The organism is Legionella antarctica, assembly GCF_011764505.1.
Lineage (GTDB): Bacteria > Pseudomonadota > Gammaproteobacteria > Legionellales > Legionellaceae > Legionella > Legionella antarctica.
Genome location: NZ_AP022839.1, coordinates 1,792,232 through 1,818,817 on the forward strand (window position 1 = coordinate 1,792,232; position 26,586 = coordinate 1,818,817).

Consider the following 26,586-nt stretch of genomic DNA (forward strand, 5'->3'; position numbering starts at 1 on the left):
AATTCAACACGATTTTTTGCGTGTTAACCCTAAGGGAGAGCTGTTTAATAAGCGTTCGACTGCCCTCTAAGGCTCTGATAGACAACTTTCAGGAGGTTTGAGAGACTTAAGATGATGCATTTACACCTGTCTGTATGGTATCCTCTTACCAATAATTTATCTTAATCATTGAAAAAGGATACGTCCAAATCATGGTTTATTTAGCCAAAGAAGTCTTGCCAGTTAACATCGAAGATGAGTTAAAGCAATCCTATTTAGATTACGCAATGAGTGTAATCGTAGGTAGGGCACTACCTGATGTTCGCGATGGATTAAAGCCAGTACACAGGCGCGTGCTTTTTGCGATGAGTGAATTGGGTAATGATTGGAATAAACCTTATAAAAAATCTGCGCGTGTGGTAGGGGATGTAATTGGTAAATACCATCCTCATGGTGATACAGCAGTATACGATACTATAGTCCGTATGGCTCAACCTTTTTCCTTACGCTATCTTTTGGTTGATGGTCAGGGGAACTTTGGTTCTGTCGATGGAGATGCCCCTGCAGCAATGAGATATACTGAAGTAAGAATGTCTAAAGTGGCGCATGCTTTATTAGCCGATTTAGAAAAAGAAACTGTAGATTTTACTCCTAACTATGATGAAACTGAATTTGCTCCGATTGTTCTACCCTCCAGAGTGCCTAATTTATTAGTTAATGGATCTTCAGGCATAGCCGTAGGTATGGCAACCAATATTCCGCCGCATAACCTCACTGAAGTCATTAATGCATGTATTGCTCTTGTAGATGAGCCTGAGACCAGTCTTGATGATCTTATGGAAATTATTCCAGGTCCCGATTTTCCTACAGCCGCTATTATTAACGGCAGGGCTGGGATTATTCAAGGTTACCGCACTGGAAAAGGGCGGGTAGTGATTCGTGCCAGAACTGAAATAGAAACCGATGCTCACTCTGGTCGTCAGGCTATTATTATTCATGAATTGCCCTATCAGGTTAATAAAGCGCGTTTGGTTGAGCGTATCGCAGAATTGGTTCGGGATAAGAAAATTGAAGGTATTTCCGGGCTTAGAGATGAGTCTGATAAACAAGGTATGCGAGTGGTCATCGAATTAAAACGCAACGAAGTTGCCGATGTTATTTTAAATAATTTGTATGCCCACACTCAAATGCAAAATGTATTTGGGATTAATATGGTTGCGCTGGTTGATGGTCAGCCTCGCACTTTGAATTTGAAACAAATTCTGGAGTACTTCATTAAGCATAGACGTGAAGTAGTGACCAGACGAACTATATTTGAATTGAAAAAAGCCAGAGCGCGTGCTCACTTGTTAGAGGGCTTGGGAATTGCTCTTGCCAATATTGACGAGATGATTGCTCTGATTAAACAATCCCCAACACCTCAGGATGCAAAAGAAGCATTATTAGCCAAATCATGGCAACCTGGTTTGGTTAAGGCAATGTTAGAGCAAGCGGGCAGCAATGCGTCCCGGCCAGATGATTTAACTCCCGAATTTGGTATGGGGACTGACGGATACCGATTATCTGTGGCTCAAGCCCAGGCAATCCTGGAGTTGAGACTTCATCGCTTAACTGCCTTGGAACAAGATAAGATCATTAAGGAATTTGAGGAGTTGTTGCTCATTATAAAAGAGCTGTTAGATATACTTGCCTCTCCCGAAAGACTCATGCAAGTTATTCGTGAAGAGTTATTAGAGATAAAAACCCAATTTGGCGATGAGCGACGTACTGAAATAACTGCATCACAAGAAGATCTTACAATCGAGGATTTAATCACGGAAGAAGATGTTGTCGTTACACTGTCTCATCAGGGGTATGTTAAATATCAACCAATTACAGCTTACCAGGCACAACGGCGGGGTGGAAAAGGTAAATCAGCAACTCATGTTAAAGATGAGGATTTTGTTGAACGCTTAGTTATTGCCAGTACACATGATACCTTACTTTGTTTCTCAAATCATGGAAAGCTATATTGGTTAAAAGCGTACCAACTTCCTTTAGCTAGCCGTATTTCGCGCGGTAGACCAATTATCAACATACTTCCTCTTGCTGAGGGCGAGGAAATTAATGCCATGCTTCCAGTGCGTGAATATAAAGAAGATTTTTATGTATTCATGGCTACTAAGAAAGGAACGGTTAAAAAAGTATCATTAAACGCCTTTAGCAGGCCGCGTTCAAATGGAATTATTGCAGTAGATCTGGATGAGGATGATAGTTTGGTCGGCGTTGATATTACCGATGGAAAAAGAGACATTATGTTGTTTACTGATGCCGGAAAAGTGATTCGTTTTGATGAAAGTAAAGTACGACCTATGGGACGGACAGCTCGGGGCGTGCGAGGAATCAGAATAGAAGAAAATCAGGCGGTTAAATCATTAGTCGTAGTTCATCCTAACGGCACCATTCTTACTGCTACTGAAAATGGATACGGTAAACGTACTGAGATAGATGAGTATCGTGTTTCAGGACGAGGCGGCCAAGGGGTAATTTCCATTCAGGTAACAGAACGTAATGGTAAAGTGGTTAGATCGTTACAAGTCACTGATAGTGATGAAGCGATGTTAATTACTGATAAGGGCACTTTAGTTCGATTCAAAGTTAGTGAGTTATCTATTATTGGCAGAAACACTCAAGGAGTTCGCCTGATCAACGTCAGCCCTGGCGAGCATGTTGTTGGAATGCAGAAAATTGAGGATTTGGGTGATGAATCGGAGGAGTCAGATGATTCTGTAGATTCAGAAGGGAGTTTATCAGAAAGGGAAACGAGTAATGACGAAAACAAGGATCTATAATTTCGGTGCAGGTCCTGCAATGCTTCCTGAGCCTATTCTTAAAGAGGCTCAGGAAGAGCTTCTCAATTGGCAAGATATGGGTGTGTCAATTCTCGAGCTTGGCCATCGAACCCCAGAGTTTTCTGGGCTTTTAAAGCATGCAGAGCAATCTCTCAGAGCATTATTAACCATTCCCGAAAACTATCATGTTTTATTTTTAGGTGGTGCTGCTCGAACACAGTTCGCTATGATTCCCATGAATTTTTTATCCCCTCAGGAAGAAGCAGGGTATATCATTACTGGTATTTGGTCCCAGATGGCATTTCAGGAGGCACAACACCTTAAAAAAGCCTATTGTTTAGTAAATGAAGATAATGATGGTTTTAAATCAATACCCGCCCAGGGAAATTGGTTAGTAAAAAACAATACTAGATATGTTTATTATACCCCCAATGAAACAGTAAACGGTGTTAGATTTCCTTATGTGCCCAAAACTGGGGATCTTCCTCTGATTGCTGATATGACCTCTTGTTTTTTGAGTGAACCTATAGATATCAAGCAGTATGGATTAATCTTTGCAGGTGCTCAAAAAAACATTGCCAACTCAGGTTTAACAGTTGTAATTGTTCGTGAGGATTTACTGGAAAAATTACCAGAACCGCCAGTGCCCACGATGCTGGATTATAGAACTCAGGCTGAGCATCATTCGCTCTATGCAACCTCTCCAGTATTTAATTGCTATTTAGCCGATAAAATGTTTGATTGGATTAAATCTCAGGGTGGTGTCGATGCTTTATTTCAGCAAAACTGTTTAAAAGCTGCTAAATTATATCAATACCTTGATTCAACAGATTTTTATCTGACCCATGTTGCAAAAGATGCTCGTTCTTTGATGAATGTTTGTTTCGGGCTTAAAAATACCGTTCTAGAAGAAAAATTCATTGCATTCGCTGAAAAAAAGGGACTTTATGCGTTGAAAGGACATCGAAATGTCGGAGGTATTCGTGCCAGTCTGTATAATGCAATGCCAATGGATGGAGTTGATGCCCTGATTAGTTTTATGTCTCAATTCGCGAAGGAAAACAGTTAGTGAGTCTACTTAATTTTCTAAGTCATCCAGTCCACTCTATTACTGGTGATTTCACTGTGCCCGGTGATAAATCCATTTCTCATCGTTCTGTTATATTTGGTGCTTTGGCAAAGGGGACCACAGTTATTAATGGTTTTCTTGATGGTGATGATTGCATGGCTACTCTTGCTGCATTTAAAACAATGGGTGTGCCCATAGAAGATCCTGCCAATCATAAGTTAGTGATTCATGGGGTGGGTAAACATGGTTTAGAAAAACCTGCCCGAACCATTGATTGTGGGAACTCTGGAACGAGTATGCGCTTGCTTGCCGGTTTGCTTTCTGCTCAGCAATTTGATAGTCAATTAACTGGAGATGAAAGTCTTTTAAAGAGACCCATGCTGCGAGTAAGTAGGCCATTAACTCAAATGGGTGCAGATATTTCTACTTATGAAGGAAAACCACCTATTATTATCAAAGGTGGTCAAGAGTTAATAGCTATAGATTACGTAATGCCTGAAGCCAGTGCGCAAGTAAAATCGTGCATTTTATTAGCTGGACTTTATGCAAAGGGAAAAACCAGGATAACAGAAACCGTTGTGAGTCGTGATCATACGGAACTGATGTTAAAAACATTCGCTTATCCCATTCATCAATCGGGACGTTCAATAGAAATTAATGCTGATGGCGAGTGTCAGGGAACCAATATAAACATACCAGGAGATATTTCTTCGGCTGCTTTTTTTATTGTTGCTGCTGCGATTATTCCAGGCTCTAGTATCTTAATACGGAGTGTGGGGATAAATCCAACACGCACAGGTATTATTCATATATTAACGGAAATGGGTGCTGACATTACAATTTTAAATCAGCGTCAATATGGTGAGGAGTGGGTTGCTGATTTGCAAGTTAACTATTCACCGTTGAATGGAGTTGATATTCATTCTTCAATGGTTCCACTGGCAATTGATGAATTCCCTGTAATATTTATAGCTGCGGCATGTGCTGATGGTCAAACAACCCTTAAAGGAGCTAAAGAGCTTCGTCTAAAAGAAAGTGATCGTATCGGAGCTATGGTCGAAGGATTGGTAAAATTGGGCATAAAAGCAAAAGGATTTGAAGATGGAATTTCAATAACAGGAGGAGCAATGCACGGAGGAATAGTTGACAGTAGAGGCGATCATCGCATAGCGATGTCTTTTGCTATTGCGGGTGCTGTATCCACTGAGCCTGTTACTATCAAAAATTGCGCTAACGTGACTACATCATTCCCTGCTTTTGTAACTACTGCAAATGCGCTTCACTTTCAAATAGAGGAATTAATTGATAATGTATGACAAACATGTACCCGTCATTACTCTGGATGGACCAAGCGGGACCGGTAAAGGTACTATATGTAACTTATTGGCCAAACATCTTCATTGGAATATGCTTGATAGTGGCGCGATTTATCGTGTCTTGGCCTATGCAGCAAGAATAAATGGAATAGAGGCAAATGAAATTGATAAACTGGCTCAGTTGGCATTTACTTTAAATTTACGTTTTGAAACAACCGAAGAGACTGATTCCAGGATTGTGCTTAATGATACCGTTATTACAAAGCAAATCCGCAGTGAACAATGCGGTCAAGATGCATCCCAAATTGCAGTGTTTCCTGAAGTAAGACAAGCCTTGCTAGAACGACAACGCGGTTTTGCTAAATATCCTGGGCTGGTTACTGACGGCCGTGATATGGGGACTGTGGTATTTCCCGATGCATTTTTAAAGCTTTTTCTCTATGCAAATGAAGAGGAAAGAGCAAATAGACGTTTTTTACAGTTGAAAGAAAAAGAAAATAATGTTAGCCTCGCGCAGGTTGTAGAAGAACTGGCTAAACGTGATACAAGGGATACTGCACGCACACACGCACCACTTAAACCAGCTCAAGATGCAGTACAGCTTGATACAACTGGACTATCAATTGTACAAGTGTTCAATAGTGTATTAAAATTACTAGATGAACGCTTGAGAAGTTAATAGTTTTTGGGGAAAGATGAGTAGGACTCATTCTTTCATTTTTTTACTAAAGAGTTTACTAACATGTCTGAAAGTTTCAAAGAACTATTTGAGCAAAGTATTATCGGCGCTCAATTTTATCCTGGTGCCATTATTTCTGCTAAAGTTATAGGTATAGATGATGACTATGTCACTTTAAATGCCGGCTTAAAATCAGAAGGTATTGTTCCCGTAGAAGAATTCTATGATAAAGATGGCGGCCTGGAAATTAGCCTGGGTGATACTGTCGAAGTGGCATTAGATTCAGTTGAAGATGGTCACGGCGAAACGCTGCTTTCAAGAGAAAAAGCCAAGCGTCAGGAAGCATGGCGCAAATTATCCAAATCACATGAAAATAATGAAACAGTTACTGGTCTTATTTCCGGTAAAGTCAAAGGTGGCTTTACAGTTGAAATTGGTACCATACGCGCATTTTTACCTGGCTCATTAGTCGATGTGAGACCTGTGAGAGATCCATCTTACCTTGAAGGTAAAGAACTTGAGTTTAAAGTAATCAAAATGGATCTAAAGCGAAACAACATTGTTGTATCTCGACGTGCAGTTGTTGAAGAGGAAAGCAGTGCTGACAGACAAGCATTACTTGAGTCCTTACATGATGGCCAAGAGCTTCATGGTATTGTTAAAAATCTTACCGATTACGGTGCATTTATTGATTTAGGTGGCATTGACGGTCTGCTGCATATTACCGATATTTCCTGGAAACGCGTGAAACATCCAAGTGAATTATTATCAGTTGGTCAGGATGTTAAAGTTAAAGTGCTAAGTTTTGATAGTGAAAGAAACAGGGTTTCTTTGGGTATGAAACAATTAGGAAATGATCCTTGGGTAGATTTAGTTGAAAGATATCCCATAAGCAAGAGATTACAAGGCAAAGTAACTAATATTACAGATTATGGCTGCTTTGTAGAAATTGAGGAAGGTGTGGAAGGTCTGGTTCACATGTCTGAAATGGATTGGACGAATAAAAACGTTCATCCAAGTAAAGTAGTATCTATGGGTGATTTAGTTGACGTAATGGTTCTTGAAATTGATGAAGACAGACGTCGTATCTCTTTAGGTATGAAACAATGTGTAGGCAACCCATGGCAACAATTTGCTTCAGCACATGCAAAAGGTCAAAAAGTCAGTGGTAAAATACGTTCTATTACTGATTTTGGAATCTTCATTGGTCTTGATGGTGAGATTGATGGGCTTGTTCATTTATCTGATATTTCCTGGACTGTTGCTGGCGAAGAAGCGGTGAAACAATTTAAGAAAGGTCAAGAGTTAGAAGCTGTTATTCTAGCAATAGACCCGGAGCGTGAACGTATTTCGTTAGGATTAAAACAACTTGAAGGTGACAACTTTACAAGTTTTGTTGATGAGTACACTAAAGGCGCAATAGTTAAAGGTAAAGTAACAGCTGTAGATGCAAAAACAGTTACTGTAGCATTGGCAGATGATATTACCGGTACTATTCGTGCTAGTGAATTATCCGATGAGCGCGTTGAAGATGCTACTACCTTAGTTAAAGAAGGTGATGAGATTGAAGCTAAAATCATGAATGTTGATCGAAAAAACCGTTCAATAACTCTTTCAGTTAAAGCGAAAGACGCGCAAGATGAAGCTGATGCCATCAAAAAATATTCCAGAACCGAAGGTACTGCAACTACTCTGGGCGATTTATTGAAAGAAAAAATGGCTAGTAAAGAAGGCGAGTAATATTTTTACTGCTAAAAACTTAGAAAGCGTAGAGAGATCTACGCTTTTTTTATATCATGTGAATAGAGTTTCTAGAACTATTAATACAGAGTTTGAAACTTTTTATAAACTCTATGATTTTTAAACAGCACGTGGAAACTCCAGGTTACTCTATTTTTCTTGGTTGGCTAATTAGAGCGCTTATATCGGACTTTATTTAGAGCTATTGTATCTGACTTATTTAGAGTGATCATGGTATGATGATTCATTCGTGTAATGAGGGAAGGAATACTAAATGCGCATATTGATGCTGGTTATATATATAGTGCTTATTATCATTGGCGTTAGTTTTGCTGCTTTAAATGCATCATCAGTACAAGTTAATTTTTATTTTAAAACATTATCCATGCCTATATCTGTTCTCATGACTATTATGCTTGGCGTTGGCATTTTTATCGGGTTTATACTTTTTATTGGACGATATTGGCGTTTAAAAATTGAATATCGTAGAATGAAAAGCCAATTAAAACTCACAGAAAGAGAAATCAAAAATTTACGCTCAATTCCTTTGCAGGATCAGCATTAATACTTTTATTATGTAGGAACCCAATATGCAGAAAGGAAATTAATAAATGATTGATTTATGGCCACTATTGTTGCCTGCTGCCGCTTGGTCAGGATGGTGGATGGCAAATCGAAGCAATTCTGATAAAGATCCTAATGTATACAATCGGTTATCACGTGAATATGTTGTAGGACTTAATTATTTATTAAATGAACAATCTGATAAAGCAGTAGATATTTTTATTAAATTACTTGAAGTAGATAGCGATACAGTAGAAACGCATCTTGCTTTAGGTAGTTTGTTCAGACGTCGGGGAGAAGTAGACCGAGCTATCCGTATCCATCAAAATTTAATTGCCAGGCCTCAATTAAGCATACTACAGAGAAAAGAAGCTTTAATGGCCCTGGGCCAGGATTATATGGGGGCTGGTGTTTTTGATCGGGCTGAACGTATTTTTTTAGAAGTTGTAGAGTTAGGTGGAAGCAAAGAGACCAGCAGTCTTCAAGGATTATTGGCAATCTATCAGCAAGAAAAAGCATGGGAAAAAGCATTGGATGTGATAAAAAAGCTGGAAATTTCTACTGGTACCAGTCTTCATCATCAAGCGGCTCACTATTATTGTGAAATGGCAAGTCAGGCACTTAAAGTAAATGTGATTGATAGAGCAGTTTATTGTATTAAACAAGCAATGAATGTAGATGCTGGATCAGTCCGAGCAAGTTTAATGAATGCAAGCATAGAAATGAAAGAGGGGCGATATAAACAAGCAATTCGTTCCTTAAAACGAGTTCCAGAGCAAGATGCAGAGTTTTTATCTGAAATAATTGAGCCTCTGGTCTTTTGCCATAAAGAACTTGATTTAATGCCTGATTGCATTCATTATCTTGAGCAAACATTACCCGATCATCCTCGCGCTTCAGTGATTTTTGTTATTGCCGAGTATTTGCGCCAAAATAGGAGTATGGATGCTGCTATAGATTTTGTAGCAGAAAAGCTAAGTAAACATCCTTCAATCAGAGGATTAAATCGGCTTATTTATTGGCATCTTGAATCAGCTCATGGAAAAGTTCGTGATAAATTACAAATGCTTTATGATATTACAAGTAAATTTTTAGACAATAAGCCAGTTTATAGATGTGGACATTGTGGCTTTGGCGGTAAACATTTACATTGGCACTGTCCTAGTTGTAAGCAATGGGGCAGAATGAAACCCATTCATGGTTTAGAAGGGGACTAAATTACAAATGGACCATTTATATACTATTTTATGAGATTATAATGCAATTTATTGACTTAAAAACACAATATTCTTTAATAGAAAAAAACGTTCTCAATAGCATTAAAAAAGTATTGGACCATGGACAATATATTATGGGTCCCGAAATCAGTGAGCTTGAAAGGCGATTAGCCTCCTTCGTTGGAGTCAAACATGCTATTGTCAATTCCAGTGGAACAGATGCTTTACTAATGGCTTTAATGGCATTAGATATTCAACCTGGGGATGAGGTGATTACAAGTCCATTTAGCTTCTTTGCTACAGCTGAGGTGATTAGTCTGTGTTCCGCAAGGCCGGTTTTTGTTGATATTGATCCCCTGACCTATAATATAGACCCTCAGAAACTAGAGAGTGCGATTACTGCTAAAACAAAAGCAATTATACCAGTAGGGTTATACGGTCAATGTGCTGAGCATGATATTATTAATGCTATTGCAGCTAAACATGGTATTCCTGTTATTGAAGATGCAGCCCAAAGTTTTGGTGCCACTTATAATGGAAAGTATTCCTGTTCGTTATCAAATATTGGATGTACCAGTTTCTTCCCCTCCAAACCCTTGGGAGGGTATGGGGATTCGGGAGCTTGTTTTACAAATGACGATGCTATAGCTCAAAAATTAATTGAAATCAGAATTCACGGCCAAAATGCCCGCTATTGTCATAGTCGTGTGGGAATTAACGGGCGAATGGATACAATTCAAGCCGCTGTTTTACTTGAGAAAATGAAGATTTTTCCCGATGAAATAAAAATGCGTCAACACGTGGCGAAACGCTATGATGAATTGCTTTCTTCATTAGTGAAAACTCCCTATATTATGCCGCATAATACGAGTGTTTATGCACAATATACTATTGAAGTAAGTGATAGAGAGTCATTCCAACACCAGATGAACGCTGCCGGAATTCCAACAGCAATACATTATCCTGTAGCAATGCATCAGCAAAAAGCCATGAGTTATTTAAATTATGAAGCTGGTGATTTTCCTCATTCAGAAAAAGCCAGTCGTCATGTAATCAGTTTACCTATGCATCCCTATCTGGTTGAGGAAGAACAGCAGAAAGTTATTTCTGCTGTAAAAAAAGCTTTATTGATGACTGAAGTTGAGGAAACCGTGTAATGGTTTCGAAGCTAATTGTTGCTTTGGACTTTAAAAACCAGGATGATGCTTTAAATCTGATAGATAAACTTGACCCCTCCAGTTGTGCATTAAAGATAGGCAACGAAATGTTTACCCTCTTTGGTGGCAACTTTATAAAACTTCTGGTTGCAAGACAATTCAAAGTTTTTTTGGATTTAAAATTTCACGATATTCCCAATACTGTAGCTCAAGCTTGTAAGGCCTGTGCTGATCTGGGTGTATGGATGATCAATGTCCATGCGCTTGGTGGTATTCAAATGATGGAAGCTGCAAAAAACGCTTTAGAGGTTTATAGCAAAGATAGACCTTTACTTATAGCAGTTACAATTTTAACAAGCTTTTCTGAAAAAGAGTTAACCAAAATAGGAATTAACTGTGCTATAATGGAGCAAGTTAAGCTATTGGCAGCACTTGCACGAGATGCTGGACTTGACGGTGTGGTTAGTTCCGCACATGAGGTGCAGACAATTAAACAAAAGTGTGGGAATAAGTTTTTAACAGTAACGCCAGGAATAAGATTATCTAATAATACAAGGGACGACCAAACACGCGTTATGACCCCATTGCAAGCGATTAATGAAGGGAGTGATTACTTGGTTGTTGGTCGCCCAATTACCCAGGCTCCAAATCCTGCCATGGTTGTTTCCGAGATTCTAAAAGAGATATTTTCAGTTTAGATTAAAGAAAATTGAACTTAGAACATTATTTTATATGAATTATTTTATTCCGGGTTTTTTATGTTACTTATATCTAAGGTAGTAAGTAATTATCTGAGTAAAAATATGACTTACTTAGATTTTTATGTAATAAAATCTGCACAATTAAGGATGAGGCGATGACTCCACAGCATGTGATAAGTCAGCTTCTGGAATCTGACACAAACTATCCCCACAATCTAAATCTTTTAAAAAAAATTATTTTAACCACTTATCTTGGTCGTTTAAGAATCAATAATCTGTCTCCTGATAATCTAATTACCTTGGGTAGTTATTTATTTGATGAAGAACGGATAATGTTTGATTATACTCGATTGAGTGAGCATAAAAAATCCTTGTTTATTCAATGGCTCCTTGGATCCCATCAGGAAGAGAAAAAGACAGTTTTTTTGAGTGGTGTTCATATCAATGAATATCGGGGATTTACTTCTGAAGTTGCTTTAAACTGGTGGGGCAGATTGATCAGCTGGTTTGAAAATAGATTTTCGGAACAATGGAAAATAACAGATTTGAATCTTTCTCTTAATTACCAATTGACCGGGATTGAAATCTGTCATGGCCAACAAGGCAGTCTAATCGGTTTTAATCAATTTTTAGCTCCTCGAACGGGAACTAAATATAAAGCAGCCAATGATCCTCAGCAAGAACCGATGGGTAATACCAAAAGAGTTTTTATAACTAACGCGTTGGTTGATCAGTTAATGAATACTGATTTAAAAAATATTAATTATGAATCGGTATGCAAAAGTCCTCATCCTCAATCAATAGAGGTTACCAATCTTGGAGTTCGCCATCAGGAGATGCATGATTATCGTATTATACAACGATTTAGTGGTCATAAGCCTTGGTATATTCGATTTTGGAAATGGTGTGCATCATTATTCGTAAATCAAGATGAAGAGCTATTAGTTAAGAAAGCTACAGTCGCTCCAAGTGCTCCCGAATTACTTTATGAAAATGAAACTATTCGAATATATCAACGTGAACCAACGCATGAGGTATTAGTAAAGGAAAAACGACCAGAAATCAACAACCTGGTGCTATGCGGTGGTGGAGGCAAAATATTTGCACATATTGGAGTATGGAAAGCGCTTTGCGAAGCAAATATACGTCCCGTCAACTTCGCAGGAAGTTCAGCTGGTGCTATCATGTCTTTGCTGTGTTATTTGGGGTATTCAGCTGACGAAATCGAAGATTTATTGAGGCATTTCAGACAAGAACATTTGGTTTTTTATGATATAGACAGGAATGGGCTTTCAGATCCACACGCCTTAAAGACCTCTCTGGATTATGCAATTGCTCTTAAACTAAAACAAATTGTTACCAAATACAATATTCCTTATCCTCAAGGTAAAATCACCTTTGCAACACTCGATGCTGTAAGAAATCAATGTCCTGATTGTGGCATAGGTAAAGAACTCATAGTTACTGCAACCAATAAAAAATTAAGACAAACAAGGTATTTTTCTTTAGCAAAATCACCTTTATTTGAAGTTAGTGATGCAGTTAAAACCTCTGCCAGCTTCCCTGTCGTTTATAGAGGAACTATCATTGATGGTGAAGAACACAATGATGGTGGCATTTTAAACAACCTGCCCACTGAAGCCTTCCCAGAAGATCTTTCAACTTTACTTGAGTCGGAGTTTGGTAATAATCTTAAAGTCTTGGCAGTACAGTTTGATAACGGAACAGAACGAACTGCAATAGATGAAATTGAACGTGTGTATAGGGAGAATTTTTTAGCTAATTGGATATATGGTTTATTAACAGGTGTTAAGGATCCTGCCAGCGCATGGGAACAGGATAGAATGAAATTGCGGAAATATGCAGCTCAATCAATCGTAGTTGATGTTGATAACATTTCAGCCTCCTCATTTAGTGTAGAGGAGGAAAGTCGTGTTCGAATTATTCAGAATGGGTATGAAGCAGCGAAAAGTTATTTGGAAGTACGTTATAAAAAACAAGATGAACACTCCTATAAAAACCAAGAGGATATGTACTCTACGTTTACTTCATTAGGCGATTTGCTCGCATACTGTTGCTATAGAGGAAATAAACATTGGTTTGATATTGTTAATAAACTGATCCATCAATCCCCGCTTCCGAATAGAACAGCTCTTATGAAACAATCATCAGAGTTAAAGCAAATTTACTTTAGCACATCAACTGTTGCTGAAAGCTCCCCTATAGTTGAATACAGCCCCGTAACTTTTTTTGGGAACACCATACTCCGGGAACAGTCCGTGATAAATGAAGAAAATCACTCTCGTTTATTGGCTATATTTCCAATATTCTTGAAAATATCTCCGGAATTTGTGAAAAGCAATAAGGATAAAAAGAGGTTAGAGGCGGCCAGACATTCACTAACGCTCCAGTCACCTCTTCGCTGCTTGGATTATTTAACTCATTTAGTTGATGAAATAAATATTGTCATGCATATCTTTATTAATTTATTAAAAGAACTTAGAGATACCCCATCTGAGGACATATACAATTCTCTTCAGAATTTACAGAGTTTGCTCTACAGCAGTGTTGAATTATTTAAAGATGAATTTTATGGTAATTGGGATTTAACACTGCAACAGAGCTTAAGAGTCTTGAAGTTATTTAACAACAGCGATCTTGCATCAGTCGATACTTTATTGTCTCATTTGCGCAACAGGGCTGAACCGATGCAAATAGTTATTGATAAGGTATATACCGATGATTTGACGAACGGAGACATGGAGAAGAGTTTGGAGTTTAATCTATAGTTTTTTGCTATTAAATCGCGGGTATATACCTTCTCAATATCGAATTGTATGAGTGTTAAAGGTTGGGTCAAATAAACCAACCAACTCTTATTTGTTTGTAACACAAGGTTCTTGTTCGAGAACACCGCTTAAAACGGCATATTGACTATTCATTCTGTGAAGTCTTTGCGGACCAGATTTCGCTGTGGGTCGATATAAGTGATTTGTAACAAACTCTAAATAGTTTGGATTGGTAAACTTAGCTACGGCTATATGGTTTTTTAATTCTTTATGTTGGCCATTATCATACATCAAAAAGATACCACCATTCTGATCAATTGTTAGAGCCACCAGAGCGCCCAAAGAATAGCCATTGTGTGATATGGATTGTACATAAAAAGAACTTGCATAGGCTGTGCTGCTGGAGTGATCTATGTTTAGATCATTCAGACCATAATTTGTTGGCCATTGATTATGAGATAACCCTTCCTGATTACTCAGTTCTCCGGAGGGTTTAAAGATTAATTTTCCTTTGTTTAATTTGATGTCATCAACAAATACCTGGGCATCCCAAGTTTGAAAATTTATTTTCGTGTATTTAATGGTTAATACATGCGAAGCAGAAATTGAGTCATAAAGGGTTCCATTGGTTTGTACATAATCTCCATCAGAAGCTATTGCAGGGAGGTTAACGACTAAATTGACCTTAGTAGTCGCTTTCGGAGGTAAATGATTCGTCGAAATTTTTAATTTGCTTAATTTGTTTGGATCGGATTTTTTGTTAATTCCAAGAAGATAATCGCCTCTACTGGTACGCATATAGCCATCCATGTCGAGAAATAATTGACCAAATCGGGTAAAAAATAGCTCTCTGTTTTTTTTGCCCTGAGAAACAACAAAATAACCATCATTGCTTAATGCCAGATCTAAGGTATTACCTGTTTCTACTAAGTCACAACGATTAATTTTTAGGGATTCGTTAGATAGTTTGTATAAATTACCCGCATACGGCTGTTTGGCTACGACTATAAGAATAGCTAAAAATAAAGATTTAATATTCATAATAAGTCCTTTTAAAGATGTTGAGAGGCATAAAAGCAGTCGAGTGATTTCATTATTAACAAACTTGCTGAAGCAACAGACTATTGACGCTTTTTTTTTCACATTAAAAATCTTATTTGCGAACAAATACTATCTTTAATAAGCTAATTGTCAACTGTTTAATTAAACCTGATACAGTTTTGGCCTGATACTATTTATTGCACGAAACTATTTATACGCTTCATAGTTAAGTATCAAAAACTAACCACAAGTCATTCTAATGACTACACAAACTTAAGGGCTCTCAAGTTATTGATTATTACTGATCGAATTTTAATTTCGGGTTATACTTCAATTTTCGCAAGAATATAAATATGTTTAGTAATTTAACCCTTTATTATCTTAATCAACTGGAAATTGTTCCATGGATAAATAAAGAGCACTCTTTAAAATTTCAGGATAGTGCGGAACAAGTAAACAGAAATCCCTTTAAATTAGTAATTCTTGTTTCTGCAGATTTAAGTCATAAAGCGCAAGTTCTTTTAAACCACATGATGGCTTATATTAATCTGAAAAATGATGAATTATTAATAATTAAAATTCTGGCTAAAGATTCCGTTGAAAATAAAAATAGGCCCTGGTATTCTCAGGTTGAAAATAGCACTCCACGCGCAATGTTAGTTTTAGGCTTAAATGATAATGAGTTATTTATTGATTTGAATTTAACTTTTCCTGTAGTTCGGAGTTTAAGTGTTGAAGATTTACTTAACAACCCGCAATTCAAAAAGAAAGTATTTAACGATCTTAATATCCTTAAGAGCTTGGTTTCATGAATATCTGATTTGCGGGTGTAAAGTATTAATCCACGTGGTGTTATGAAGATTAAAGGACTTGCATTAATTGAAGTATTAATTACTTTGATTCTACTTGCTGCTCTGACGTTGCTATGCGTTACTTCGGCATCTTTTCTGACATACAAAAATGAACGACAGACTTTAGTTGATGAAATTAAAATGGCAATACACTATGCAAAGATTCAAGCTATTGTGCTTGGCCATCCTGTAAGCCTTACTCCCTTGAACCAATCATTGAATTGGGCAACAGGTATGGTCTTGAACAAATATACTAATAAACGTGATGATACATCGGCTCGTATTTATCAATGGCATTGGCATCATCCTCACTGGAGTATCACCTGGTCTGGTGTTAGTTCATTTGATAAAATAATTTTATCTAATACTCCTGTTAGTGCTATAAGCAACGGTCAATTTGAGTTGTTTAACACATACACTAAAGAACGTGTAGTCATCATCCTAAATAAACTTGGACGAATTAAGATTAAATCATTTGATTAAATGAGGGTAATTCCCCATGAAGTACTAAGCGAGGCGAATAATTACCAACAGACATGACGGATTCGATTATGATCTGTATCTAGTTATTTTATAAAACTGACCATTGGATAGTACTTAAAAACGGAGCTAATTTGTTTCTTGTTGGAGTTGAATAATAGTGACTACCATATTCATGAGATGCTTATTTTGTAGTATTCTTATGAATCATATTTAAGTTAAAATATATTGTATGTATATAAATAATCAACCAGTCTTTACTGCTGAAACCCAATATCCTGAGGCTCTGAAAGAATGGCGGGAATATGATCATTCATTGACTGATAAATTACAGGCACTAAAAGGGAGTACGCAATTAGAGCTTATATCTCAGCAGTGGATAAAGCCTACCTGGTGGGATACTTATCTTCTCCAAGTTAATGATGAACTGATTTTTCAAAGAGAAATCATAATGCAACATCGGGAGGTGGATTATTGGTATGCAAGGACCATAATTCCACAAAAATGCTATAAAATATATCCTGAGTTTTTTAAACGTCTGGAAAAAGAGTCAATACGTAATTTAATCTTTGACAGCCATCAAGTACACCGAGTGGCTATGATAAGTTATCCTGTTGATAAACACTGCATTGAGTTCAATTGGCTAAAAAAAAATCGGGATACTATTGATGGTATTATTTGGGTTAGATTAGCAGAGTTTTCTCTAGAACATTTGGAGTCCTTTTATCTGGCTGAGCTTTTATTACCCGAATTAGAGAGTAAACTATGATAAAATGGAACGCGTATTGGCGACTGTTACGATTTAATAGACCTGCGGGCACTCTTTTACTTTTGTATCCTACAGTCTGGGCTTTATGGATTGCTAATGAGGGCTTCCCTCCCTTCAAACTATTCTTTTTATTTTGTATTGGCACCATATTAATGCGGGCTGCTGGGTGTGTTGTAAATGATGTAGCAGACAGACACATCGATAAGCATGTTGCTCGAACTAAATTACGCCCTTTAACCTCAGGTGAGGTGGGTCTGACCGAGACTTTTGTATTATTAATTATACTTCTTTTCTCTGCTTTGGAGGTGGTAATTAACCTACCACCAAATTGTTTTTATTTAGCCGTTGTTGCCTTATTCCTAACGTCTATCTATCCATTTTGCAAACGCTATATTAAAGCGCCACAAATGGTTTTGGGCCTGGCTTTTTCCCTGGGTATACCGATGGCTTATGTAGCCTCTGATGTATCGCTAAATAGCGGATTCTTTATTTTATTTCTGATTAATTTTGCCTGGATAGTGGCGTATGACACGATGTATGCAATGACCGATAAAGAAGATGATTTAAAAATTGGGGTGAAATCTACTGCTATTTACTTTGCTGATTACGATCGACTAATTATTGGTATGCTGCTTTTCTTTCTCCATGGCTTATGGTTGTGCTGGGCTTTAGTGCAAAATGCACACCTAGGATTTTATGGATGCTGGTTCGCAGCGGCATTGATTTTGATATATCAGCAAAAATTGATCAATAAACGAATTCCTGAAAACTGTTTTAAAGCTTTTTTAGTCAGTGTTTATTATGGCTTTGTAATGTGGCTTGCTGTAGTGGCTGCTTTATTCTAGGATACTTGAGAAATGACACTAAAAAATTTTAAAAAAATGGGCCGCTAAAAAATAAATTGATTCATTAACAGCCTAAAATTTAACCATGACCCTTTTTTACCAGGATCCCGGCCTGGGGTCATAATACAACAACTAACATTAAAAGGCCTAGTGCTCCGGAACTTGCGCCCTGATGCAAAATCTAAAATCTAAAATCTAAAATCTCATATCGGAAAAGCCCCAATTACATCGGTATATTTATCTTGTGCATCTGCTAGGCTTAACTTGGAGTATATTTCAAGAGAATCTCTTTTAATATGGCCTGAACAAGGTTGAATAAAAGCGTCATCAATGTTTTGCTTCTTAAGCCAAGTAAACAAAAAATGTCTTAACTTGTGGGGGATATGGATCGCTCAATACCTGCAAACTTAGTATATCTCATAAGAATTTTTTAATCTAAAGATTGGTATAATGGCGCCCCAATTCTGATCTCATGGATAAAACCTTTTGATTAATCAGGGTAAATATAGTCTCCGGCGTCTTGTGTCTCGCTTCACATAGGGATGATGCTGACACTGGTTGTTCCTGCAACCCCGAAAATTCCGCAGTTTCCCAAAGATCATTTAATAAAATTTTGTAACCCTGGCTATTCTTGCTTAAGACTAACTTTAATATAAAAGTTACTAAAAATTGGGTGTTAATAACCCGTTTTCGTGTTTGCCAATAAGGGACAAAATCTGAAAGCAGATCAAAATTAAATTTATTTAATTAAAATTCATTTCATACAAATTGATAAGCTTTTTCCGGTCTTCTTCAATAAGTAAGTTATCAACTGCTGCCTTTTTAAGGGATGTGGCATAAGATCTTAAAATGACTTTATGCTCTTGATTAAGTATATTTTTATACATGGAAATAATCATTGCCATCATATGAAATGTTGCATTTCTGTCCTTGCACACATAGGGTTGTACTCTGATAAAAACAAAATCACAAAACTCATCAAACACTATTGGCTTGGTAATTAATCGTAATTTATTCTCACTGTCGAACCGGTAAGGGGAAGGTGGGCTTGTTTTTGATATTTTTAGCAAAATTGACTGAAGCCAGTCAAAACAGTTCATTGCCGTGAACGGATCATTAATTCCAGGAGATAAAGCCCGAGCTATAATTTCCACCATTTCATCGATAAGAAAGAGTATGTCTTGCTCTTGATTACGTTTATGACCCACTGCGAAAGTTTCAATACATTTATTTTTTATTGCATCCTCAATTTTTCTTGAGGAATAAATAGTGAGTAAGGGTAAGTCTTCGGTGATATAAGCACCGGTCCTAACTTCCAGTTGAATAATCAAATCATTTTTAGTTGCAATATCCAGAAGAGAACGCCCATCTAAAATACGAATATAGCCCCGATCGGTTGCAGTAACGGTGACATGCTTTTCATAGATAACAGGAATATCGATTAGTTTGTTAACAACTTCTTTCCCAATGTTTGTTGGAAATTGACAAGTTACCTGACGGTATAATTCCTCTCCCACTTGAGCAATAATATTGGATATATTAATACTTTCAGGGATGTGATGAATAAAATAAATTAAAACAGAGATACTGCTTATAGTTAGTAAAATAGCAATAAGTAGAGATATTTGAGGAATAAATGCTAATCCGTCAGTATCGGTAACTCCATTTTTGTTAGCATTAAACAAAGCAAGTAAAATAAATAGGCAGTACAAAAAAGTAGCAATAAAAGTACCTAACGTAATTTGATTTGCCTTATCACGCATAAAATTTGTCGTGAGACGAGGACCAACCTGACTTCCCGCAAAAGCAACAGCCACAATAGTTATGGAAAAAGTGACTCCTCCCACTGTGATCATGGAAGTGGCAATCGTTGATAAAATAGTTCTTGCACCCTCTTGATTGCTAGCACGAAACCAACCCCAGCTTTCCAGCCAATCAACAACAAATAAGTGGTCAAGACGCAGGCTTAGAATTGAAAGCAATAAAGCTGCTATAGCCATCATCGATGGGATATACCAATAACTTCCACGCAACTTTGAAAGAAAATTTAATAGACCTGATTTCATTAATATCCGTTTATAGTAATTGCCTCATCATGAAGCGATTAATCTTTAAGCCAAATTATAGGAGCATGCTATAATTTGAATCAGCACCATGCTTAATGCACGTTTTTTTAAACTATAAATCCTAAAGCTCAATAGATCAACGGGTGAGCATAACATCAATAGTTGTATTTCCGTGTGAGTTCTGAAGAGTATGCGCATTAAATGAATCTACTATTATATTCCATTAGAATTTTGCGCGAGTTTGGAAAGTTCTAATGCTTTACTCAAATCCTCTACCGCAATAGAAATTAAGAGCGCTAAGCTATTATCTTTGCAATTTACGATTTTTTTTCTTGTTTTCTCTTTAGCTGGTGAATAAAACTCAGTGTAATTATTATCTACAAAGCACTGCCGTAACCAGCTTATTTCTTTTGGAGTTACAGGGTCGCAGAAAAGAGAACCAAGCAAAGATGGTTGTTCAAGAGAATAACTTTCTTCTATCAGATGGTCAGCAATATTTTTTCTTAATGCAGCGACAAGAGAGGAACTTGCTTTGTTTTCTTGCGAGGTTCTGTATAAATAAGCAAGTTGACTCAAGTCCATTAAATTAACTAAACGGTGCTGTAGACTTTCATCCAAATGATTAAATATGATTTGAGAAGTCGGTTCTTTTAACCCAATTTCATCTTTTGCGGCAATTCGTAAACGTAACAGACAGATGTTTGAGTCTTCAATGGATAAATTGTTTAGGGTTATTTGTCTTAATGCGGTAAAAAATTCGAGTATTGCCTCTGGAGAAGGGCGATCTTTCCTATATTTTGCTCCCATTTGAGTAATAAAACGTTCTACTATGTCACAAACAAATGGATCTGGTTTTTTTTCAAAATGTTCAAATAATCCCTCAGAACAAAAATCAATTTCACGGTATTGTTTTACAAGTTCCTCCATATTCAAATGTGTATGGGCGTTTCTGAACTCGATAATTTTTCGCAATGGATTAGAAGCGCCAAAAAGGCTGAATAAAATAGGAGTCAAGGCAAAAAAATCACTGGCCTCTGAATAATAACCATCCAGTGCTTCAATAGCAAGATGTTCGAGAGTTCCTTGGGAAAATTGTGGGTACTCTACTATGGGCTTGGCATAGTCAGGATCCAGATATAGTGCATCAATTTTGCATTGTTTTGCTCCACTAACATCTATTTCCTTAATTCTTATTTTTATATTTTCACCTTTGATGTCACCATGAACAATTGAAGGTCCACTTGTGTTTCTATAGTGCATTCGATTAAGACCCAGAATGAGTTGCCAGGCGACATCGGCTGCTTGAAAAAAAGTTAATTGTCTTAATTGAGGATTTTCGCTAGCGTTGGGATAGATATGGAACCCATCAATAAAATCCATGATGAGTGCTTCTTGCCCCTCAATATTGAGAACAGCAATTTCTGACACATAAAATTGATAGAGTGAAGGGTGTTGCCCTTTATTATAAATTTTAATTGCTACAGGGTGTGTCTCATCAATAATGATGTCTTCTTTTTTTACCCTTTGTGGAGCTAAGTTCTTGGGAACAGTTTTTAATCTACATTGATAACCCTTATAAACTTGGCTACCCAACATCTCAGTGTAGTCACTCGTATAATAATCTACTGTCCCATTCGGCTTTTTTACTGGGAAGAGTATACAGAACAAGGAATCATTACATTTTTCTGAATAACCCATAGAAACTGTCACCTTATTTGAATGAAATGCCATTGTAACTATGTACTATATAATATCATTTTATTGAACAAAAAGCTGCCCACATCAGGAATGAGTCAAATAGAAAACAAGTTGTGCATGACTCCAACTTAAACACTATACTTCAACTATCACAATAAAATAATACTTTATGTGTACTACAATTTCATTGTGGTTTATATATCTACAAATTGCTTCATGGCTCCTTAAACTAAAAGGAATAAGGTTAGATGATAGATGTAATCTACTGGAATACCAAAATTTAAAATTTGGTTATCACATCTTCATCTTCAATTTTAAAAGGAAGAAGAAATGGAATCTGTGAGCGAAATAACTGAATTGTTGGAAGAGGCCAAAAAAAGCCAGATTATTGAGATTTATCTAAGAGAAAAATACAAAGAACACTTCGATCCAGTCTGGCTAAATGCAACGGAAAATTATGAAAAGCTTGCGGCTGCTATTAATTTTTTTTACGAATTAAACCATGATAAATTAAATGTTGATGTAATTGGAAGTGAGAATGTAGAAACCCGTAAAGTCTACATTGATCAATATGAACTTTTAGAAAGATTGTTGGATAAAGTCGTGGTATTTTCTGGAGTTAATCCACCAGTTGCAACTGCATTTAAAGAGAAAGAGGCTATTTTACTAGGTTTGTATCTAAACCAGGAGATAGAGTCTCGTTCCTTGCGTGATTTGCATGCTCAAAGCAGTAATCTTGGAATTGCGGAGAAATTATTAAATGCCGATCTAGGGCAAACGGAATGGCTTGGTGAGGTTGATTTAGAGCGTCTGTTGATTAAGCTCGGAGTAAAAGACAGGACACATATTACTCGATTGAATGCTGAAGATATAGGTATGATACTACATTTTGAGCGAGTTAAGCACTTGGGGGCTATTGAGGAGTATACCATCCCATTATTAATTAACTGTGGTAACACATCTTTAGGCGGCCAGGGTTCACATTGGACTTATGCTATGGTATCCGTCAATCCCATCACAAATTCAATTACTATTAATTATCAGGATTCAATGCCTCTCCAAGGTACAGAGCAGGCTATATTAACTGCAGCCATTAATTACTCAGATGCCCCATATAGTGCATTTCCCGATTTTACTACAAAAACAGCAAATGTTGCATCTGATGGATTACAGGAGGATGGTTGGAGTTGTGGTTATCGTGCTTTGAAAGGTTTATTAGGTGAGGAGGAATTCCCCGTACATGGTGATGTGAACACAAGTATTGAGTGGTTAAGACTGGCTGGCACCCCCACAAGGTCTTATTCTTTAAGGAATGTTATTTACGAGTTATTACTTAGCGATCTGGAAATTGATCAGGATTATTTCATAGCAATGAGCCTTGATGAAAAAATGTTAAAACATACGGATAGAGAGACATATGAACTTGATAGTGAGTTTACTAAACATTATCTGGAGTTTATAACCAACACCAATAAAACGAAACCAGTTATCACATCAGAGAAATTCACAAAAGAATACAGAGATATTACAGAACAATTATCGGGTAGAATATCAAGTAAGCATATAGATACAGAACGAAAAAACAGTTTAAAAAGGCTGAGTCAAAAAATAGACGAGGTTACTAGCAACGGACTCTTAACTGCAGATGCTAAAATTCTCGCTCTTTTAGATGTCTTTACCAATGAATATGCCCTTATCTTAAAAACTAGTGGTGGTTCAAATAGTGGATTAGGTAAGTTTATTAAGAAGGTTTGTCTTGAACATTTTGGTGTTGAATTAAGCAAGGATCAACGTTACCGTTTAAAATCAGATGGCTTAATGATGCGTATTTTCAATGCCCAACTGGAAGAAACCATTAAAAAAACAGAAGAAATTAGTTTGTTACCTCCTAGCAAAAAAAATTCAATAGTGTCGGATCACATATCCCAAAGTGCTCCGGTCGTAGGAACAAAAAAATTAATGATCTCAAGTGTATCACCTTCATTAGGTATGCTTAGATCCGAAGATACTGAATCAGTTCAACCAAGATTACTTAAAAACAGAGAGCTTACTCGTTTAGGAAGTATGTTTGGTAAAAGCCAATTTTGTTATGCTGAAAAACCTGGAGGAGTTGAGCCTGGATTTAGATCAATTGACTGTGATGGCGCTTTTTTTGATGAACTAGACATCATTTTACTGGATGAAAAATTATTATCTGATGAGAGGCTGCCATTTGACCAGAAGAAAAAATTTAATGACTTGACAAAAGCACTTGCAGGAAAAAACGTAACAAGAAAGCAAATGATCTTTGCAACCTTTGTCAACACTCATGTGAAAGGACCTCATAGCAAGGAGGCAATCGATCCGGGTATTCAATGGCTTTGTAATGAGATAAAAAGAGCTGTTGCTAAAAATAATCAATTGAGTGCCTGGATGTATAAACTTGATTATGCAGAGGGCCAGAAAGATAGGATTAAGACCAACAAAGAGGCACTGAGAGAGTTTGTTGGTACACGGTTGGCAGGAATTTTTAGTGAAAAAAATCAAAAACAAGAAATTGTCTGGGTTAGTAACAGTAAAAATGGCGTACATGCTTTACTAGCCTGTGGCTGGAAAAATGGTTTAAGTGAGTTGAAGAAATTTCTCCATGGTGGGACTGAGCCTGATTATAATGGAATTTTAGTTGAGGAGATGGATGCACCGGTTAAACACTCTAAACGGGTTCCAGGTTTAGGTAAAAATTTAATTTTTGGTATTGCTATTGGGGATAGGGATGGAATTGGCAAGGAGGCACAAAATAAAGGTTTTGCTGATGGCGCATTTTATGGCTTTGATTATGGCAAGCCCTACGAAGGAGAAGGAGTATGTCTAAGTCTTAAAGATGATTTTACCTTTGAGGACACCTATGCAAATGCACCCTCAATATTCAGAGGCTCGTCAATATTTGGTTTTGCCCGTCATTTTATGTATCGGAACTACAGCATATTTTACGATACCCCTTTATCTGAGCGAATGGTTGGTGTCCACTTGTTGAAAAAAATGATTACAGGGGAAAATCCAAGTGAAGAGGTGATGAAAAGTTACCCTGGTTTAACGCAGGAACTTTTTCGGATTCAAGAACGCACACCTTCTCCCCAGGAGCTACTGCATCAGCTTGGTGATATTCGAGAAATTTGCCGCGATGGGGGTCGGTTGCAAGCCTCGATAGATACTTATATCACCCAAATCAGCACTGGAAAATTGACTCCTTTTGATTTTTATTTCGCTAAAATTAAAATTGATCTAATCCAGGAGGCTATAGAAAGAAACACGCGTGAAGAAGAAGTAGAGCAATATACGACATTTATCGATGAGATGGCAGCAACTGCAGACAAGAGCAACCAGACAATTTTAGATGTATTCGAACAACGTATGTTATTGACCCGGCAGGAAGTTGATTTAATCGATGCATTAGAAAAGTTCTTTTCTCCTGTTTCGGTTATGTCACATGACAGGACCGTTTTTCTTAACACAATGCGTTTCGATCCGCCCTCTGGAAGAATACCCTTTCAATTAATACGGGAACAAAATGGAACATATACTCTAAGCACCATCGATAAAACTATGGTCAAACAATTAAAAAATGAATTGGATCTTGATTTCATTGAAACCAGTGAGGGGCTAAGCTGCACTATTGAAGCAAAAAATATAACAAGATTAATGAGAAATGCAGAGCTAAAATATAATAATAAAAGGGATGAGTTATTAATCAAACCAATTTACGCAATAGAAACCTTCCCAAATTTTATCTCTTTGGTACATAAAGATCATGCTCCTGAGTCTCCTAAGGCTGATCTTGGCTTTTTATGGCATCCTGATAATAGCCTTTCCCTTCAATTAATTGCTAAAACTGAAAAGCAAGTCGAGCAATTGCATGAACTTTTGGACACACCAATTAAAATTAATGAAGTCAAGAGTATTGAAATACCTCCGGATATGCATACTGCATTTCAAAAAAGGATAGCCGAGATCTATCATAATCAAAACAAAACAAAGAGATCTATTGAAAAAGAACCCGAGCTGGAGTCTGGTATTACATTAAATTTAAAACAAACTAAATGGGAAAAGATCTACCAAAAATCTGAAAGAGATGAGCTAGAAGCTCCCATGGCACCATTAAATCAATTAGCAGAACAGTTAATAAAACGATTTGTGGAGTTAATTGGGGAGGATAGTGTTTCAGGAAAAATTAAAGATGCAATTCAGGAAATATCCAGTATTGATGTGCTTGAAAAACTGATGTCCTATAAAGATAAGACTTTGGTCTTACCTGATACGATTCAGGCTATTATTGAGGAACGAGTAGAGGATATCAAAGAGGTTGAGGATGAAATGGTTGTCACTCCTTCCGGTGACGGTGGTATACATCCAAATCTGCTTTAATAAAAATAACTGCTTAGGGTATTAGAGAATAAACCTTGATCCCAATAAGAAGTTTCAATCAGTACTGGACTCTTAATTTTTCTAAGTATATAGTCGTTCGCGACTAAAAGAATCATTAAAATGAGCAGGTAATTATGACTGATTTTCAACCCGGCGAACAGGTATGGATTATAAGTTTTGAAGTCGAAGATGATTTCTATTTATTATCCAAACAAACAATAACGGATGTATTAGAGGATAAAGTAGAGTGTGAAGATGATTTTAATACCTTCCATGTTTCTTATGAAGACATTTATAAAACAAAATCTGAGGCTTTGGATGAAATGATCAGCCGGTTACAGGATATGCGCCAGGCTGAGCCTTGAATCGCTTCCTACTATACACCGTAAACGT

19 protein-coding genes are annotated in these 26,586 nt (G+C 37.0%); 16 read left to right on the plus strand and 3 right to left on the minus strand.

The window, feature by feature from the left end; translation table 11 throughout:
• Positions 1–191: 191 nt before the first annotated feature.
• The 10 genes from gyrA to vpdC all read left to right on the plus strand — a co-directional run bounded on the left by gyrA (position 192) and on the right by vpdC (position 14,042).
• The gene (gene gyrA / locus HRS36_RS08610; protein ID WP_173236994.1) at positions 192–2,810 is read left to right on the plus strand and encodes a DNA gyrase subunit A; all 2,619 of its coding nucleotides are present in this window, start codon (positions 192–194) and stop codon (positions 2,808–2,810) included.
• Positions 2,788–3,879, plus strand: coding sequence for a 3-phosphoserine/phosphohydroxythreonine transaminase (serC, locus tag HRS36_RS08615; protein ID WP_173236995.1), 1,092 nt, complete (start codon positions 2,788–2,790; stop codon positions 3,877–3,879). Before gyrA ends, serC begins: the two co-directional genes overlap by 23 nt.
• Positions 3,879–5,195, plus strand: coding sequence for a 3-phosphoshikimate 1-carboxyvinyltransferase (gene aroA, locus HRS36_RS08620; protein ID WP_173236996.1), 1,317 nt, complete (start codon positions 3,879–3,881; stop codon positions 5,193–5,195). Before serC ends, aroA begins: the two co-directional genes overlap by 1 nt.
• Positions 5,188–5,874, plus strand: a complete 687-nt coding sequence (cmk, locus tag HRS36_RS08625) for a (d)CMP kinase (RefSeq protein WP_173236997.1) — start codon at positions 5,188–5,190, stop codon at positions 5,872–5,874. The genes aroA and cmk overlap by 8 nt, the downstream gene beginning before the upstream one ends.
• Before the next feature lie 63 nt (positions 5,875–5,937).
• On the plus strand, positions 5,938–7,614 hold the full coding sequence (gene rpsA / locus HRS36_RS08630; RefSeq protein ID WP_173236998.1) for a 30S ribosomal protein S1: 1,677 nt from the start codon (positions 5,938–5,940) through the stop codon (positions 7,612–7,614).
• Positions 7,615–7,888: 274 nt separating this feature from the next.
• The gene (locus tag HRS36_RS08635; protein ID WP_173236999.1) at positions 7,889–8,179 is read left to right on the plus strand and encodes a lipopolysaccharide assembly protein LapA domain-containing protein; all 291 of its coding nucleotides are present in this window, start codon (positions 7,889–7,891) and stop codon (positions 8,177–8,179) included.
• 46 nt (positions 8,180–8,225) lie between these two features.
• Positions 8,226–9,395 (plus strand): lipopolysaccharide assembly protein LapB, encoded by a 1,170-nt coding sequence (gene lapB, locus HRS36_RS08640; protein ID WP_173237000.1) that lies wholly within the window; start codon positions 8,226–8,228, stop codon positions 9,393–9,395.
• Between the two features lie 41 nt (positions 9,396–9,436).
• Positions 9,437–10,552: a DegT/DnrJ/EryC1/StrS family aminotransferase gene (locus HRS36_RS08645; protein ID WP_173237001.1), complete on the plus strand. Its 1,116-nt coding sequence runs from the start codon at positions 9,437–9,439 to the stop codon at positions 10,550–10,552.
• Positions 10,552–11,250: an orotidine-5'-phosphate decarboxylase gene (gene pyrF, locus HRS36_RS08650; protein WP_173237002.1), complete on the plus strand. Its 699-nt coding sequence runs from the start codon at positions 10,552–10,554 to the stop codon at positions 11,248–11,250. Before HRS36_RS08645 ends, pyrF begins: the two co-directional genes overlap by 1 nt.
• A gap of 158 nt (positions 11,251–11,408) precedes the next feature.
• A complete protein-coding gene (gene vpdC, locus HRS36_RS08655; protein WP_173237003.1) occupies positions 11,409–14,042 on the plus strand; it encodes a Dot/Icm T4SS effector VpdC in 2,634 nt (877 codons plus the stop codon).
• A gap of 87 nt (positions 14,043–14,129) precedes the next feature.
• Here the strand turns inward: vpdC and HRS36_RS08660 are convergent, their stop codons facing one another.
• Positions 14,130–15,083: a flagellar hook-basal body complex protein gene (locus HRS36_RS08660; protein WP_173237004.1), complete on the minus strand. Its 954-nt coding sequence runs from the start codon at positions 15,081–15,083 to the stop codon at positions 14,130–14,132.
• A gap of 353 nt (positions 15,084–15,436) precedes the next feature.
• Here HRS36_RS08660 and HRS36_RS08665 point away from each other — a divergent pair, with 353 nt between their 5' ends.
• From HRS36_RS08665 to ubiA, 4 genes are all read left to right on the plus strand, one after another.
• On the plus strand, positions 15,437–15,895 hold the full coding sequence (locus HRS36_RS08665; protein ID WP_173237005.1) for a hypothetical protein: 459 nt from the start codon (positions 15,437–15,439) through the stop codon (positions 15,893–15,895).
• A 42-nt stretch (positions 15,896–15,937) separates the two neighbouring features.
• Complete coding sequence (locus tag HRS36_RS08670) at positions 15,938–16,417, plus strand: GspH/FimT family protein (RefSeq protein ID WP_173237006.1); 480 nt, start codon at positions 15,938–15,940, stop codon at positions 16,415–16,417.
• A 229-nt stretch (positions 16,418–16,646) separates the two neighbouring features.
• Positions 16,647–17,183 (plus strand): chorismate--pyruvate lyase family protein, encoded by a 537-nt coding sequence (locus HRS36_RS08675; protein ID WP_173237007.1) that lies wholly within the window; start codon positions 16,647–16,649, stop codon positions 17,181–17,183.
• Positions 17,180–18,028, plus strand: coding sequence for a 4-hydroxybenzoate octaprenyltransferase (gene ubiA, locus HRS36_RS08680; RefSeq protein WP_173237008.1), 849 nt, complete (start codon positions 17,180–17,182; stop codon positions 18,026–18,028). The genes HRS36_RS08675 and ubiA overlap by 4 nt, the downstream gene beginning before the upstream one ends.
• Positions 18,029–18,771: 743 nt before the next feature.
• On the opposite strand, the gene HRS36_RS08685 is transcribed toward ubiA, so the two are convergent.
• Together HRS36_RS08685 and HRS36_RS08690 are read right to left on the minus strand one after the other, a co-directional pair.
• Positions 18,772–20,094, minus strand: coding sequence for a DUF2254 domain-containing protein (locus HRS36_RS08685; protein ID WP_173237009.1), 1,323 nt, complete (start codon positions 20,092–20,094; stop codon positions 18,772–18,774).
• A 213-nt stretch (positions 20,095–20,307) separates the two neighbouring features.
• Positions 20,308–21,792 (minus strand): protein kinase domain-containing protein, encoded by a 1,485-nt coding sequence (locus HRS36_RS08690; protein WP_173237010.1) that lies wholly within the window; start codon positions 21,790–21,792, stop codon positions 20,308–20,310.
• A 330-nt stretch (positions 21,793–22,122) separates the two neighbouring features.
• Between HRS36_RS08690 and HRS36_RS08695 the strand changes: the two genes are divergently transcribed.
• Both HRS36_RS08695 and HRS36_RS08700 read left to right on the plus strand, forming a co-directional pair.
• Complete coding sequence (locus tag HRS36_RS08695; protein WP_173237011.1) at positions 22,123–26,193, plus strand: hypothetical protein; 4,071 nt, start codon at positions 22,123–22,125, stop codon at positions 26,191–26,193.
• Between the two features lie 134 nt (positions 26,194–26,327).
• A complete protein-coding gene (locus tag HRS36_RS08700) occupies positions 26,328–26,558 on the plus strand; it encodes a hypothetical protein (RefSeq protein WP_173237012.1) in 231 nt (76 codons plus the stop codon).
• The last annotated feature ends 28 nt before the right edge of the window (positions 26,559–26,586 follow it).

What these genes read in the sequence shown, in the direction of transcription:
- gyrA (WP_173236994.1), top strand. Translation starts at nt 192, where the DNA reads ATGGTTTATTTAGCCAAAGAAGTCTTGCCAGTTAACATCGAAGATGAG.
- serC (WP_173236995.1), top strand. Translation starts at nt 2,788, where the DNA reads ATGACGAAAACAAGGATCTATAATTTCGGTGCAGGTCCTGCAATGCTT.
- cmk (WP_173236997.1), top strand. Translation starts at nt 5,188, where the DNA reads ATGTATGACAAACATGTACCCGTCATTACTCTGGATGGACCAAGCGGG.
- rpsA (WP_173236998.1), top strand. Translation starts at nt 5,938, where the DNA reads ATGTCTGAAAGTTTCAAAGAACTATTTGAGCAAAGTATTATCGGCGCT.
- HRS36_RS08635 (WP_173236999.1), top strand. Translation starts at nt 7,889, where the DNA reads ATGCGCATATTGATGCTGGTTATATATATAGTGCTTATTATCATTGGC.
- lapB (WP_173237000.1), top strand. Translation starts at nt 8,226, where the DNA reads ATGATTGATTTATGGCCACTATTGTTGCCTGCTGCCGCTTGGTCAGGA.
- HRS36_RS08645 (WP_173237001.1), top strand. Translation starts at nt 9,437, where the DNA reads ATGCAATTTATTGACTTAAAAACACAATATTCTTTAATAGAAAAAAAC.
- pyrF (WP_173237002.1), top strand. Translation starts at nt 10,552, where the DNA reads ATGGTTTCGAAGCTAATTGTTGCTTTGGACTTTAAAAACCAGGATGAT.
- vpdC (WP_173237003.1), top strand. Translation starts at nt 11,409, where the DNA reads ATGACTCCACAGCATGTGATAAGTCAGCTTCTGGAATCTGACACAAAC.
- HRS36_RS08660 (WP_173237004.1), bottom strand. Translation starts at nt 15,083, where the DNA reads ATGAATATTAAATCTTTATTTTTAGCTATTCTTATAGTCGTAGCCAAA.
- HRS36_RS08665 (WP_173237005.1), top strand. Translation starts at nt 15,437, where the DNA reads ATGTTTAGTAATTTAACCCTTTATTATCTTAATCAACTGGAAATTGTT.
- HRS36_RS08670 (WP_173237006.1), top strand. Translation starts at nt 15,938, where the DNA reads ATGAAGATTAAAGGACTTGCATTAATTGAAGTATTAATTACTTTGATT.
- HRS36_RS08675 (WP_173237007.1), top strand. Translation starts at nt 16,647, where the DNA reads ATGTATATAAATAATCAACCAGTCTTTACTGCTGAAACCCAATATCCT.
- ubiA (WP_173237008.1), top strand. Translation starts at nt 17,180, where the DNA reads ATGATAAAATGGAACGCGTATTGGCGACTGTTACGATTTAATAGACCT.
- HRS36_RS08685 (WP_173237009.1), bottom strand. Translation starts at nt 20,094, where the DNA reads ATGAAATCAGGTCTATTAAATTTTCTTTCAAAGTTGCGTGGAAGTTAT.
- HRS36_RS08690 (WP_173237010.1), bottom strand. Translation starts at nt 21,792, where the DNA reads ATGGGTTATTCAGAAAAATGTAATGATTCCTTGTTCTGTATACTCTTC.
- HRS36_RS08695 (WP_173237011.1), top strand. Translation starts at nt 22,123, where the DNA reads ATGGAATCTGTGAGCGAAATAACTGAATTGTTGGAAGAGGCCAAAAAA.
- HRS36_RS08700 (WP_173237012.1), top strand. Translation starts at nt 26,328, where the DNA reads ATGACTGATTTTCAACCCGGCGAACAGGTATGGATTATAAGTTTTGAA.